The organism is Psychrobacillus sp. BM2, assembly GCF_048572895.1.
Lineage (GTDB): Bacteria > Bacillota > Bacilli > Bacillales_A > Planococcaceae > Psychrobacillus.
Map to the genome: position 1 here is coordinate 633,420 of NZ_CP183878.1, position 12,791 is coordinate 646,210.

14 protein-coding genes are annotated in these 12,791 nt (G+C 36.0%); 10 read left to right on the top strand and 4 right to left on the bottom strand.

Annotated features, from left to right (window positions below; all coding sequences use genetic code 11):
- Window positions 1-13 precede the first annotated feature (13 nt).
- Window positions 14-1,018, top strand: a complete 1,005-nt coding sequence (locus ACN6MX_RS02775) for an ABC transporter ATP-binding protein (protein ID WP_419961161.1) — start codon at window positions 14-16, stop codon at window positions 1,016-1,018.
- Window positions 996-2,015: an ABC transporter ATP-binding protein gene (locus tag ACN6MX_RS02780; RefSeq protein ID WP_419961162.1), complete on the top strand. Its 1,020-nt coding sequence runs from the start codon at window positions 996-998 to the stop codon at window positions 2,013-2,015. Before ACN6MX_RS02775 ends, ACN6MX_RS02780 begins: the two co-directional genes overlap by 23 nt.
- Window positions 2,016-2,031: 16 nt before the next feature.
- On the opposite strand, the gene ACN6MX_RS02785 is transcribed toward ACN6MX_RS02780, so the two are convergent.
- Both ACN6MX_RS02785 and ACN6MX_RS02790 read right to left on the bottom strand, forming a co-directional pair.
- Window positions 2,032-2,922 carry a LysR family transcriptional regulator gene (locus tag ACN6MX_RS02785; protein ID WP_419961163.1) on the bottom strand — a complete coding sequence of 297 codons (891 nt, stop codon included), beginning with the start codon at window positions 2,920-2,922 and terminating at the stop codon, window positions 2,032-2,034.
- Window positions 2,923-3,106: 184 nt separating this feature from the next.
- Complete coding sequence (locus tag ACN6MX_RS02790; protein WP_419961164.1) at window positions 3,107-3,565, bottom strand: N-acetyltransferase family protein; 459 nt, start codon at window positions 3,563-3,565, stop codon at window positions 3,107-3,109.
- A 545-nt stretch (window positions 3,566-4,110) separates the two neighbouring features.
- Between ACN6MX_RS02790 and ACN6MX_RS02795 the strand changes: the two genes are divergently transcribed.
- From ACN6MX_RS02795 to ACN6MX_RS02805, 3 genes are all read left to right on the top strand, one after another.
- Window positions 4,111-5,391 (top strand): ATP-binding protein, encoded by a 1,281-nt coding sequence (locus ACN6MX_RS02795; RefSeq protein WP_419961165.1) that lies wholly within the window; start codon window positions 4,111-4,113, stop codon window positions 5,389-5,391.
- 119 nt (window positions 5,392-5,510) lie between these two features.
- Window positions 5,511-5,930 carry a nucleotidyltransferase substrate binding protein gene (locus tag ACN6MX_RS02800; RefSeq protein ID WP_419961166.1) on the top strand — a complete coding sequence of 140 codons (420 nt, stop codon included), beginning with the start codon at window positions 5,511-5,513 and terminating at the stop codon, window positions 5,928-5,930.
- Entirely contained in the window at window positions 5,923-6,219 is a 297-nt protein-coding gene (locus ACN6MX_RS02805; RefSeq protein WP_419961167.1) for a nucleotidyltransferase family protein, read from the top strand. The genes ACN6MX_RS02800 and ACN6MX_RS02805 overlap by 8 nt, the downstream gene beginning before the upstream one ends.
- 472 nt (window positions 6,220-6,691) lie before the next feature.
- On the opposite strand, the gene ACN6MX_RS02810 is transcribed toward ACN6MX_RS02805, so the two are convergent.
- Entirely contained in the window at window positions 6,692-7,291 is a 600-nt protein-coding gene (locus ACN6MX_RS02810) for a TetR/AcrR family transcriptional regulator (protein WP_419961168.1), read from the bottom strand.
- A gap of 170 nt (window positions 7,292-7,461) precedes the next feature.
- On the opposite strand from ACN6MX_RS02810, the gene ACN6MX_RS02815 reads away from it, so the two are divergent.
- The 5 genes from ACN6MX_RS02815 to ACN6MX_RS02835 all read left to right on the top strand — a co-directional run bounded on the left by ACN6MX_RS02815 (window position 7,462) and on the right by ACN6MX_RS02835 (window position 12,222).
- Window positions 7,462-8,148, top strand: coding sequence for a CoA transferase subunit A (locus tag ACN6MX_RS02815; protein ID WP_419961169.1), 687 nt, complete (start codon window positions 7,462-7,464; stop codon window positions 8,146-8,148).
- A complete protein-coding gene (locus ACN6MX_RS02820; RefSeq protein ID WP_419961170.1) occupies window positions 8,132-8,788 on the top strand; it encodes a 3-oxoacid CoA-transferase subunit B in 657 nt (218 codons plus the stop codon). Before ACN6MX_RS02815 ends, ACN6MX_RS02820 begins: the two co-directional genes overlap by 17 nt.
- A gap of 96 nt (window positions 8,789-8,884) precedes the next feature.
- The gene (locus tag ACN6MX_RS02825; protein ID WP_419961171.1) at window positions 8,885-9,640 is read left to right on the top strand and encodes a 3-hydroxybutyrate dehydrogenase; all 756 of its coding nucleotides are present in this window, start codon (window positions 8,885-8,887) and stop codon (window positions 9,638-9,640) included.
- Window positions 9,641-9,662: 22 nt separating this feature from the next.
- Complete coding sequence (locus ACN6MX_RS02830) at window positions 9,663-10,844, top strand: acetyl-CoA C-acetyltransferase (protein ID WP_419961172.1); 1,182 nt, start codon at window positions 9,663-9,665, stop codon at window positions 10,842-10,844.
- A 19-nt stretch (window positions 10,845-10,863) separates the two neighbouring features.
- Window positions 10,864-12,222, top strand: a complete 1,359-nt coding sequence (locus tag ACN6MX_RS02835; protein ID WP_419961173.1) for an MFS transporter — start codon at window positions 10,864-10,866, stop codon at window positions 12,220-12,222.
- 187 nt (window positions 12,223-12,409) lie between these two features.
- On the opposite strand, the gene ACN6MX_RS02840 is transcribed toward ACN6MX_RS02835, so the two are convergent.
- Window positions 12,410-12,790, bottom strand: a complete 381-nt coding sequence (locus ACN6MX_RS02840; RefSeq protein WP_419961174.1) for a carboxymuconolactone decarboxylase family protein — start codon at window positions 12,788-12,790, stop codon at window positions 12,410-12,412.
- Window position 12,791: the final 1 nt, after the last annotated feature.

Consider the following 12,791-nt stretch of genomic DNA (forward strand, 5'->3'; position numbering starts at 1 on the left):
TGGAGGAATGGAAATGACAAGGATGCTTGAAGTAGTCAATTTAAAAACTCATTTTTATACAGATAAAGGAATTATTCCTTCTGTTGATGGTGTGTCATTCACCATCGATAAAGGACAAACAACTGCAATTGTTGGTGAATCAGGCTGCGGTAAAAGTGTCACTTCTTACTCAATCATGAGATTAGTAGATTCACCAGGAAAGATTGTAGATGGTGAAGTTATTTTTGAAGGGAAAGACTTAACAAAGATTTCAGAAAAAGAGATGAGATCGGTAAGAGGTAATGATATTTCGATGATCTTTCAAGAGCCACTAAGTTCTCTAAATCCGGTGGTTAAAATTGGGAAACAACTGATTGAAACACTTATTCTTCATCAAAAACTAACAAAAAAAATGGCTAAACAACGAAGTATAGAAATGTTAAATAAAGTAGGATTACCGCGGGCTGATAAGATATATGAATCGTATCCCCATGAGCTAAGTGGTGGGATGAGGCAACGTGTGATGATTGCTATGGCATTGGCATGTAGTCCAAAGTTATTAATCGCTGATGAACCGACGACTGCTTTAGATGTAACTATTCAAGCTCAAATCTTAAAATTAATGAAAGGACTAAGAGATGATTTCGATACATCCATTTTATTAATTACACATGATTTGGGTGTAGTAGCAGAAATAGCCGATAAAGTGATTGTTATGTACTCTGGTCAAGTAGTAGAGGAAGCAGATGTATTTAGTCTTTTTGCAAATCCAAGGCATCCATATACAAAGGGATTATTAAATAGTACCCCCCATTTGGATGACGAAAAGGATGATCTAGAACCAATTAAAGGCAACGTACCTTCTCCAGCAAATCGACCTACTGGTTGTTCCTTTCATCCAAGATGTCCACACGCAAAGGCAATCTGCCGTCAAGAGAGTCCAAATCTAACAAGCTTGGGGGATTCCAATAAGGTCAGATGCTGGCTTTATGAAGAAAACCAGGAGGAGTTGCTTTATGCTGAAAACATTGGAAGATAGCATTCGTTTAAATGGTGAAACTGGACAGCAACAACTGTTGATCTTAGAAGGTGTCAAAAAGCATTTTGAGGTGGGAGGACATCTTCTTAAAAAGAATAAAGAATATTTGAAGGCGGTCGATGGTATCGATCTAACTGTAAATAGAGGAGAAACTCTAGGGATTGTTGGAGAATCAGGTTGTGGAAAATCAACGTTAGGTAATTTGATAATGGGTTTATTAAAACCTACAGAAGGAAAGATTATTTTTGATGGAATAGAAATATCTTCATTAAAAGAAAAAGAATTGAAGAAGAAACGGACAGATTTTCAAATGATTTTTCAAGATCCTTTCTCATCATTGAACCCGAGGATGAGATTATTTGATATCATAGCCGAACCGTTAATTACTCATATGAAACTCGATAAAAATGAATTGGAACAAAAAGTGTTTGAATTAATGGATGATGTAGGATTGGATCCTTCATACTCCAACCGATTTCCTCACGAGTTTAGTGGAGGGCAAAGACAAAGAATTGGGATTGCAAGAGCTCTTGCTCTAAAGCCTAAACTTATAGTATGTGATGAACCAGTTTCTGCATTGGATGTATCCATTCAAGCGCAAATATTAAATTTGTTATCCTCTATTCAAAAAAAATATCATTTAACTTATATTTTTATCGCGCACGGGTTGCCAGCCGTAAAACATTTTAGTGATCGTATTGGCGTTATGTACTTAGGAGATCTTGTTGAGTTAACAACGAAAGAGCAGTTATTTAAGAGACCGATGCATCCTTATACTGCAGGACTATTAGCTTCTGTCCCTATTTCTAGCCCTACATTAAGAAAAAATCGTATGGATGTTGGCATCGAGGGAGATATCCCGAGTCCAGTAAATCCACCATCTGGCTGTAAGTTTCATACGAGATGTCCAATTGCAACTCAAAAATGTAAAGACGTGCTACCTGAATTTACTGAAAAAGAAAGTGGTCATTTTGTTGCCTGCCATTTCCCATACTAGATTCATAGAGAAAAGCCTATAATAAGGCTTTTTTCATATGTTCAACAAAGCTTTTAACTGGTGATAGCTCAAGTGAAGACTCTCGGTACATTAGCCATGTCTTCCGGGTTATTAACTCATCATTTTCGGTTCTTAAATCATATGTGTAGAATGAGTCTTGTGAAGTAAGAGCTGATTTAGGAATGATGGCATATCCTAAATTATTCGCAACCATCTCTTTGCATGTTTCTACCTTATCAATCTCCATGCTAATCATTGGAGCTGATGTAAAGTTCTCTTGCCACCAATTTTCAATTAGTTTGGATAAAGGGTTTGAAGGCTTTTGCGTCTTTCTAATAAGGTTATTCGGTTGATAAGAAATCATTGGTGTAGAAGGCAACTCTTTCAGCTGGATAGGTCTATTAGAAATAATGGAAATTGGATCTTCATGTAAAAGTATCTTATCTTCATACCAATCATAGTTCCCTGTTACAATCCCAATTTGAATAACATTCTCTTTTAATAACTGTACAATCTCTGAACTCCAACCAGAGTTTATCTTAACTTGCACTTTAGGAGTCAATTCTAGGAATTTTTTAATGATAGGGGGTAGACTGTATAAAGCAAAATTACTGGAAACACCTATTCTGAGACGTCCCTGGGTATTATTTTTGATCAAACTCATATAATCCTTCATTTTACTTATCTCAAGTAGCATATTCTTCGAGAATTCAACTAAGTAATCTCCCTCGGGTGTAAACCTCATTTTGTTACCTTCTCGTTTCAGAATTTTAATATCATACTCCTGCTCAATTTGCTGCAGCCGATAGGTAAGAGCAGGTTGAGACATAAATAACCGATTCGCTGCCTTCGTAATATTTTGTTCCTCATGTATAATCACTAACAATAAGCAATCTTGTTCTTTCATAATTGGAATCTCCTCTTTAATGCGTCCCTGTGTAGTAAACAATTTTACACTATTCTGACTGTTAACTACAATTTACACTTTAATAATATTTAGCAACTATTTTAGAAAAGAGAAAGCAGCCAGTAAATTTCGGCTGCTTTCTTTTTGTATTCAGATTTATAACTCCAAGCTAATATAAATGCTATTAGAAACCATTACCATTATCATAAAGAGAATAATAGTAATAGTAATTGGAGTCTTTTGTAAAGCCAATCGTTTCATAAAGTTTTTGGGCCTTTACGTTTTCCTTCCCAGTTTCTAATAAAATTCCTTTTGCCTTAGTTTCTTCCGCCAAGCCAATTGCTTTATTTATTAGCTCTGTAGCGACTCCTTTTCTTCGAGCCGTTTCTTTCACATACAAATCATTTAACACCCATGATTTTTGCATACTAACAGATGAAAATGATGGAAAGAGTTGTGTAAAGCCAACAGGTTCTCCATCATCGTAGGTTATAAAAATTACGGAATCCTTTTTTATAAGTCTTTCTTCCAAAAACGCCCTTGCACCATTAAGATCCGATTCTTGTTTATAAAATAGCCTATAAAAGTCGAAAAGTTCCGTGAGCGAATCAAGATCGTTTATAGTTGCTTGATGAATATTCATATACGACAACCTCCAATTATTTTTTTCCTTGGACACGCACTCCATGACTGTCTCTCCAAAAGTTCGGATGTCCGATAAGAAATCAAATTCATCTGGAGAACTAAAACTAATGAACATTCGAATTGCTATAATCTTATGCTTTGGAATGACTAGTACTGCAACACCTGATAACCAAAATCTGAAGCGATATTTTAACTTAATTATATCATTGTTTCAAACTGTGCCCCCTTAATAACTGGTTAAAAAAATTCAAAATTCAATGTGAACTTGTTGCGTTTTTCCAGTACTATTCTTGTCAAAATTTATTCAACAAAACAGATGCGATTTCCCTTAGACTTGTAAAATTTCTCGATAATAAGTCCTGACGTGAAAGGACGAGTGGTAGAATTGTGGAAAGGGTGTCTCTCTCAATTCTCTCAAATATCTATAGGTCAAATTTTTGACTGGCATTTGTGCCCCTGTATTCTATTGCTGAATCTTGTTATCTATGTGACAATATAACTAAACATACTCAGCCTACCAATCGCAATAAGGGGACCAAAAAAATGCATAAAAACACTGACTTTTTCCGGATAATACCTTTTTTATATGTAATAATAGGACCTGTTTGGATTATTGGTACTGATTATTTCCTAACAATTTCTAATCTTTCTTATGAACAAATACTATTTCTGAATAGGTTTAAAGGTTTTTTGTTCGTTCTTCTTACAGCTATTCTTTTATTTGTCTTAATAAAAAATTTAAGGGATTCCAAACAAATTGAAGAAGAAAAAGAGAAACTTTCTTTTTTAATAGATACGATGCCCGACTTTGTTTCATTTAAAGATGGGGAAGGAAAGTGGCTTCAAATAAATAAATTTGGTGCTCAGTTATTCGAGCTTGAAGGCATCGATTATAAAGGAAAAACGGATAAAGAAATGGCCGAATATACAGATTTTTATCACGATGCTTTAATATATTGTATTGATACGGACGAAGAGGCGTGGAAGCATGGAAAGGTTAGTCGATGCGAAGAAATAATTCCATTAAGAGATGGTTCCAATAAAGTTTTCGATTCATTCAAAGTACCTATTTTTAATAATGATGGTTCCAGAAAAGGATTAATCGTTATTGGGAGAGACATAACCGCTTTAAAAGAAGCTGAGCGCAAGTTAAGACAATCCGAAAAAATGTCTGCTTTAGGTGAGCTATCTGCAGGTATAGTCCACGAAATACGAAATCCTCTTGCAATTATTAAAGGATATTTGCAAATGGGACAAAAGAAAACAATAAAACTGGATGAGCATATTGACCTGTTAGTAACTGAAATTGATCGTATCAATAGCATTGTAAATGAACTATTAATGATCGCAAAACCAACAGACATTACGTTTGAAAATAAAAACATTAATACCATTGTGAGTGAAGTCGTTCAATTGTTTTCAATAGAGGCCTCCCAACAAAAAACGAAAATAACCGTAAATGACCTAGATCAATTTAATACATACTGCAGTGAAAGTAAATTGAAACAATTGTTTATAAATATAGTGAAAAATGCTTTAGAGGCAATTTCAACAAATGGAGAAATCAACATCTCTATATATGAGAAAAATGAAAACTATTTTGCCGTTAAGATTGTGGATAATGGCTGTGGAATGGAAGAAAGCCATTTACAACACATTGGTGATCCTTTCTATAGCTTAAAAGAAAAGGGAATTGGTTTAGGTATGACTGTAAGCCTGAGTATTATAGAAGCACATAAGGGTTCTTTACAAATTACAAGTAAAGTTAATGTAGGAACAAGTTTAGAGGTATTGTTACCGAAAGTAAAAAGCGTCCCTGTGTAAGACACAATTCAAGAACAATTTTGGTTTGGTACCAGGTTCCAGAACCATTCAAAATAACCCGACCCTCCTAAACTAATGGTATAATATCGCTAATAATACTTTGATGGGAGGAAGTTTTGATGATAGATGAAAATCGTAAATTAAGGCAAAGCTTTGCTAACTTAAAGAAGGCTTTAGGTCGTTTGGAAGAAGCTTTGAATGAAGATCAAGAGAATAGCCTAATAGTTGATGGAACGATTCAACGTTTTGAATTTACTATAGAAATCTATTGGAAAATGTTAAAAAGACTTCTGCTGAGTGAAGGAATTGAAGCGAAAACTCCTCGTGAAACGTTGAAGGAAGCTTATCGAGTAGGATGGCTTCAAAATGAGCAAGCTTGGCTACAAATGCTTAAAGATCGAAATGAAACCTCTCATGCTTATGATGAAAAAATGGCTAGAAATATTCTAGAAAACATCGTCCGTTATTTTCCGGAAATGAAAACAACCTTTCATGACCTCCAAAGACAATATATGAAGGAAACTGATGAAAATGAATGAATTACTCAAAACACAAGTAAGAGAAATAGCTACTAGATATCCAGAAATCCAATCTGTTTTGTTATTTGGTTCCCGTGCCCATGGTGATTATAATAATTTCTCTGATATTGATTTAGCGATTAAGGCACCCAAAATATCTGACAAGGATTGGTTATCGTTAAATGAACAACTGGAAAACGAGTTAGATACACTTTTGAAAATTGACTTAGTTTTATATGAACAAGTATCGGAAGAGTTGCAACGACAGATAGATCAATGTTATCAAGTTATATATAATAATGGTCACTGAACAGTTGATGAGTATTGCGAACAGAATGAGCCGGTTATGCGGAGTTTTGAGGCAAGTGAGTGCGAGAAAGAGAAGCACTAGATTTATACAATCGATTTTTCATATATATTGATTTAATTTAATTTAATTACTGATAAATTACCCCGACGTAAGAATTGTACATGAGTGTATTGTTTGCCCATTTAGATTTTCTTTAAAGACCTGCATCACCCAGTCCGTGAAACAATCTTACATAATCTATCCTATTACACGTTTCTTTATTTTAGATCACCTTATAGTAATCCTATTAGGAAAGAAAACCACTGAGCTACATTAAAAACTCGTCCCTGTAAGAAAAAAGTCTACACTATCCTGGCACTAGTCTACAATTTAGGATTAGATAAGCTTAAGCAATAAGCAATAACCAATAACCAATAACCCTCATCTGTGAACAGGTGAGGGTTATTGAATGTTTAACTTTGAAAGATCAAATTTACTTTGATATCCCCTTCAGTAAAGTTAGCATAAGTGGCATAGAAAATGACTCTAAACTTCTATCTGTAGCCTGCAAACCCCAATGATATATTGCTCCCATATAGGCTTGGGTAACCATAGTTAACGTATCTTCAATCGAAAACTCTGGTTGTACTCTATCTTTTTCAATAGCTTCTTCTAATAATCTACGCATGATTTTAAACAGATAACGATTGGATTCTAAAAAGTATGTATGTTCGTCCGACTCTAATGCAGCGCTATATATAACCTTCATCAAATCTTTTCCCATTTCTTCCTCTAGAAAACGCATTAACTTCTGTGAAAAAATAGTTAGCTTTTCAATCGGGTCCATGTCTTCTGGTAAAGATTTGTATACTTCCAAATAAAATGTATCAACTTCCTTAAAGCGTACTAAGAAAACATCTGGTTTTGTTCTAAAATGTTGATAAAAGGATCCTTTTGACGTTTTACTTTTCTTTACTATATCGTCCACAGTCACCTTATTAAATCCTTTTTCAGCAAAAAGCCTCAACGCCACATCTAAAATTCTTTTTTTTGTTTTTTCTCCCCTAAGCTGTTTTTTCGTTATTTCAGTCATAAAATTCCTCCAGTAGTTATTGACAGAATAGTAACAATAATTATAAAATTAGACTACGGTCTAGTTTTTAAAAATGCACATATACTATAAGTGATAGGTTCATTCTATTTCAATCTACGAAGAAAAGAAAGCGCTTACTTATGACCGGACTAAATAATAGGAGGATGACAATGGATAAAGTTATTGAATCGCATAAAATTCGAACGTTGTTTAAAAGTGGGAATCAGATTTTATCAGGAGGCTTTGGTTTATCGGGTACTGCTCTAACTATTATTGATGAACTCTTAGAAACAGATATTACAGATTTAACAGTAGTGAGTAATAATTTGGGGGACCTAGGTCAGGGCTTACATAAACTATTTATCCAAGGAAAAATAAAAAAAGCAATTGGTTCTTTCTTTTCTATTAATAGAGAAGCAGTAATTGCATGGTCTAAAGGTGAATTGGAGATTGAATTATTACCCCAAGGCACATTAGCTGAAGCTATTCGTTGTGGTGGAGCTGGAATTGGCGGTTTTTATACAAAGACCGCTGTTGGAACCGAATTAGCAGAAGGCAAAGAAGAACGAGTAATTGATGGAGAAAGATATATTTTTGAAAAGGCGATTAAAGGTGATGTCGCAATTATTAAAGCGGCTAAAGCGGATCGGCTTGGGAATTTGGTCTACCATACGACAGCTAGAAATTTTAATCCAACAATGGCCACTGCCGGGAAAATTGTCATTGCAGAAGTAGATGAAATTGTAGAAGTGGGAGATCTGGATCCAGAATATATTGTAACACCACATGCATACGTGGATTATGTTGTTCAAAGTAAGTATTCCAAAGTAGGGAGTGAATATGTTGAGTCAAGATAAAAGACATGTTATTGCTAAAAGAATTGCAGAAGAATTAAAGGATGGTCAAATAGTCAATTTAGGAATAGGTATACCAACACTAGTGTCAGAGTACCTAGAGGATAAGGAGGTTTTCTTGCAGACTGAAAACGGCTTACTAGGAATGGGACCTCTAGCGACGGAAAAAAATTTAGATATCGATTTGATCAATGCGGGAAAAGAGCCAGTAACTTATTTGAAGAGTGCTTCTTTTTTTAGTAGTGCTGATTCGTTTGCATTGATAAGAGGTGGGCATGTAGATGTTGCGGTATTAGGTATTCTGCAGGTTGATATTAACGGAGAAATTGCTAACTGGGCAGTTCCAAACCAACCAATCTTAGGTGTTGGTGGAGCCATGGACTTAGTAACTGGAGCTAAAAAAGTAATAGTTGCGGCTACCTTATTTGCAAAAGATGGAACTTCTAAGTTAGTGAACAAACTGACTTATAAAACAAGTGGAATCCGCAGAGTAGATTTGTTTGTGTCTGATTATGCAGTTTTTAAATTTACAGAAGAAGGACCTAGAGTAGTAGAAATGCTTGAGCCTATTTCAATAGAAGAATTAAGTGAAAAGATAGGTTATCAACTGCAGTATTTAAATAGTCCAGTAGAGATTAATTAGCATTATCAGATGGATCAGTAATGGATCGGATGTCAAATTGGTTAAACACCTATTTACTACACATTCTAAATTGAAGGTAAAAGAAGGAGTCACTACATGAGTAAGCAAAGAACAGTAATTGTAACCGGGGGAGCGGGTGGATTGGGTTATGCTATTTCCAAAAAGTTTGTCTCTCAAAATGACTTTGTTTTTGTAGCAGATCTTAATCAGGAGGCTGCAGATAAGGTAGCAAGTGAGTTAGGAGAAAACGCCAAAGGGATTGCACTAGACGTGACCGATGAAGATAATGTTCAAAGGGTCATTAAATCTATTATTGATGAAAGAGGATCTATTGAAGTACTAGTTAATAATGCAGGACTACAGCATAGGGCACCAGTGGATGAATTTTCTTTAGAAAAGTGGGATTTACTAATAAGCGTCATGTTAACGGGGGTATTTTTAATGACTAAGCATGTTTTCCCGTTTATGAAAGAAAAAGAGTTTGGGAGAATTGTTAATATATCTTCTGTTCATGGGAAGTTGGCCAGCCCCGAGAAGGTTGCATACGTTGCAGCTAAGCATGGAGTAATTGGTGTAACAAGTGTGACTGCCATAGAAGGAGCACCTTTTAATATTACCGTTAACTCTATTTTGCCAGGACCTGTTCGCACACCACTACTACAAAGACAATTAGATGATTTGATGGAGGTTGGTAAAACAGAGCAGGAAGCATTGGCGACAATCCTTTATCCAAAACAGGCGATGAACAGACTTATATTACCTGAAGAGGTTGCCTCAGGTGTTTCATATCTTTCAGCAAATGAAGCAAGCGGGATTACAGGCGAGCACTTAAGCGTTTCCGGTGGAATGTAATTTAAAGTAGGGGGAATGACAAATGACAACATATATTATAGATGGTGCAAGAACGGCTTTTGGAAGCTTTGGAGGTTCTTTGAAGGATGTAAGTGATATAGATCTAGGTGTTGTAGCGACGAAGGAAGCTATTAAACGTAGCGGAATCCCGGTTTCAGATATCGATGAAATTATTATCGGAAATATTATACAAACAAGTGGGGATTCTGCTTATCTGGCGAGACATATTGGTCTGAAAAGTGGAATGCTCGAATCATCCAGTGCACTTACACTTAACCGACTTTGTGGATCTAGTATGCAGTCTATCGTCTCAGGTGCACAATCGATCGCACTTGGCGATGCGAATGTAATTGTTGCTGGAGGTACGGAAAGTATGAGTTTAGCTCCCCATGTTTTAAGAGGGACTCGTTTCGGTTCACCAAACAAAGCACCTCTTGTAGAAGATATGCTTTGGGATACTTTAACAGATAGCTATGTTGGTTGTGGAATGGGAATGACAGCTGAAAATCTAGCAGTAAAATATGATATTTCCCGTGAAGAACAGGATGCATTTGCAGTTACGTCACAGGAAAGAGCTATACAAGCTAGAGATAGCGGCCGATTTGCTGAGGAAATTGCACCGGTTACGGTTAAAGGTAGAAAAGGCGATGTAGTTGTTGATACGGATGAATATATTCGTGATGGTGCATCAATGGAGGGGCTAGCTAAACTAAAGCCTGCATTTAAAAAAGATGGAACGGTTACACCGGGTAATGCAAGTGGTATTAATGATGGAGCAGCAGCAGTTTTACTTGCATCTGAAGCTTATGTGAATGAGCATAAGAAGCTAAAGCCATTAGCTAAAATCGTTTCGTGGGGTGTAGCAGGTGTTGACCCTTCAATTATGGGGATTGGACCAGTTCCAGCAAGTAAAAAAGCTTTAGAAAAAGCTGGTTTAACTTTAAAGGATATCGGTCTATTTGAATTAAATGAGGCATTTGCAGCTCAGTCGTTGGCGGTTGTAAAAGAGTTAGGTCTTGATATGGACAAAGTAAACGTTAACGGTGGAGCAGTTGCTCTAGGTCACCCGGTAGGTGCAAGTGGGACAAGAATTACGTATTCATTGGCACTTGAAATGAAGAAAAGAAATGTACGGTATGGTTTAGCTTCGCTTTGCATTGGTGGGGGTCAAGGTATAGCAATAATTCTAGAAAATGTGAACTAAAACCAACTAGGATGGGGAAATGAACTATGAAAATATTTTACAAAGGGGAGAGTTATTAATGAATCCAACAGTGAATGCACTTGAAAAAAGAGTTGTAAGTAAAACAATGATGCGTATCCTACCATTTATCTTAATCTTATACATTATTGCCTATTTAGACCGAGTTAATCTTGGTTATGCAGCCTTACAGATGAACGCAGAATTAGCGTTAACTGCTGAGGTCTTCGGACTTCTTTCTGGTATTTTCTTTATCGGTTATTTCTTTTTCGAAGTTCCTAGTAATATGATTATGCATAAAGTAGGTCCGAAAATCTGGATTGCTCGCATTATGCTAACATGGGGAATTGTAGTTATACTAACTGGATTTGCACAAACAACTACGCAATTGTATATTCTTCGATTTTTATTGGGGGTTGCTGAAGCAGGTTTCTTCCCAGGGATTATTTTGTATTTAACATATTGGTTCAGAAATCGTGAAAGAGGAAAAGCAACTGCAGTACTAATACTAGCTTTACCAATCGGCGGTTTAATAGGTGCACCATTGTCTACATGGATTTTAGACAATATCTCTTGGTTAAATATGTCTGGTTGGAGATGGATGTTTATAATAGAAGGTATTCCTGCTCTAATTTTAGGTGTCGTAGTTCTATTTTATATGACTAATCGACCAGCAAATGCAAAATGGCTAACACAGGACGAAAAGGATTGGTTAGAAGGAGAGCTTGAAGCTGAGCGACAAGTAAGCAAGAAAGTGAATAAAGTATCTAAATTAGAAATGTTAAAAGACTCAAAAATTTGGAAGCTGTCTTTACTCTACTTCGCTGCATATACAGGAATCTATGGTTTGTCATTTTGGATGCCAACGATTATTAAATCATTATCCGCAACTGCTACAACAAATATGGAAATAGGTTGGTTAGCAATGATTCCATCTCTTGTTGGAATTCCAGCTATTTTGTTTGTAGGGTGGAATGCGGATAGAACAAATGAGTATAAAAACCATTTACTCGTATGTTTCCTAATTTCGGTTTTAGGATTCATCGGATGTGGATTTTCTAGTAGTGTCTTTATGATGGTTCTAATGCTTGCTATTACATCTGCGGGCTTATATGGATTTACTGGATGCTTCTTTGCATATTTAACTTTCTTTTTTACTGATTCCACTGCTCCAGTCGGAATAGCAGTAGTTAATTCATTCGCAGCATTGGGTGGATTTGTAGGTCCAATGATCCTAGGAGCTGTAGCATTTACAACTGGAATGTTCATTATTGCTGGACTACTAGTAATAGGTGCAATCACATTAATGACTTTAAAATTGTCATCAGAACGTAAAGAAGCAAAGCTTACAAGCGCAAATATTAAGACTGGAACTTTGTAATTCGCCCCTGTGTAAGGAACTATTCTGACAATAGTCTGCAATTCACCATTAAAAATAACCCCCACCTGATGAAGAGGTGGGGGTTATTTGGTATTTTCCTTTACTCCTGATGAAACGTCCTAATATATCCATCAAAAAGGTCCCTGTGTAAGAAACAATTCAGAATTGTCTCGTACACAGGGACCTTTTATATTTCTTCCGTTTCCTTAAAAATCTCCCCAGCGATACCCATTGCCTGGACTGCTTTTGGAAAACCGACGTATCCTGCGCAGTGAATAATGATTTCGATAATTTCTTCTTTTGTCAGACCTACGTTTAAAGCTGCCTGTAAGTGTACTTTCAGCTGATCGAAAGCTCCCTGTGTGATAAGTGTTGTGAGTGTTATGATTTCCCGCTGTGAGAGAGAAAGGGTATCTCTAGAGTAGATATCTCCAAAGCCAGTAGACACAATCATCTGCCAAAAGTCAGGTGAAATTTTCTTCATTTCTTCCATGCCAGCTCGTACTTCTGGAGAAAATAATTCTTCCATTGTATGTAAACCGGACTCGTATCTTTTGTTGTTTTCCATC

What these genes read in the sequence shown, in the direction of transcription:
- ACN6MX_RS02775 (WP_419961161.1), top strand. Translation starts at nt 14, where the DNA reads ATGACAAGGATGCTTGAAGTAGTCAATTTAAAAACTCATTTTTATACA.
- ACN6MX_RS02780 (WP_419961162.1), top strand. Translation starts at nt 996, where the DNA reads ATGCTGAAAACATTGGAAGATAGCATTCGTTTAAATGGTGAAACTGGA.
- ACN6MX_RS02785 (WP_419961163.1), bottom strand. Translation starts at nt 2,922, where the DNA reads ATGAAAGAACAAGATTGCTTATTGTTAGTGATTATACATGAGGAACAA.
- ACN6MX_RS02790 (WP_419961164.1), bottom strand. Translation starts at nt 3,565, where the DNA reads ATGAATATTCATCAAGCAACTATAAACGATCTTGATTCGCTCACGGAA.
- ACN6MX_RS02795 (WP_419961165.1), top strand. Translation starts at nt 4,111, where the DNA reads ATGCATAAAAACACTGACTTTTTCCGGATAATACCTTTTTTATATGTA.
- ACN6MX_RS02800 (WP_419961166.1), top strand. Translation starts at nt 5,511, where the DNA reads ATGATAGATGAAAATCGTAAATTAAGGCAAAGCTTTGCTAACTTAAAG.
- ACN6MX_RS02805 (WP_419961167.1), top strand. Translation starts at nt 5,923, where the DNA reads ATGAATGAATTACTCAAAACACAAGTAAGAGAAATAGCTACTAGATAT.
- ACN6MX_RS02810 (WP_419961168.1), bottom strand. Translation starts at nt 7,291, where the DNA reads ATGACTGAAATAACGAAAAAACAGCTTAGGGGAGAAAAAACAAAAAAA.
- ACN6MX_RS02815 (WP_419961169.1), top strand. Translation starts at nt 7,462, where the DNA reads ATGGATAAAGTTATTGAATCGCATAAAATTCGAACGTTGTTTAAAAGT.
- ACN6MX_RS02820 (WP_419961170.1), top strand. Translation starts at nt 8,132, where the DNA reads ATGTTGAGTCAAGATAAAAGACATGTTATTGCTAAAAGAATTGCAGAA.
- ACN6MX_RS02825 (WP_419961171.1), top strand. Translation starts at nt 8,885, where the DNA reads ATGAGTAAGCAAAGAACAGTAATTGTAACCGGGGGAGCGGGTGGATTG.
- ACN6MX_RS02830 (WP_419961172.1), top strand. Translation starts at nt 9,663, where the DNA reads ATGACAACATATATTATAGATGGTGCAAGAACGGCTTTTGGAAGCTTT.
- ACN6MX_RS02835 (WP_419961173.1), top strand. Translation starts at nt 10,864, where the DNA reads ATGAACTATGAAAATATTTTACAAAGGGGAGAGTTATTAATGAATCCA.
- ACN6MX_RS02840 (WP_419961174.1), bottom strand. Translation starts at nt 12,790, where the DNA reads ATGGAAAACAACAAAAGATACGAGTCCGGTTTACATACAATGGAAGAA.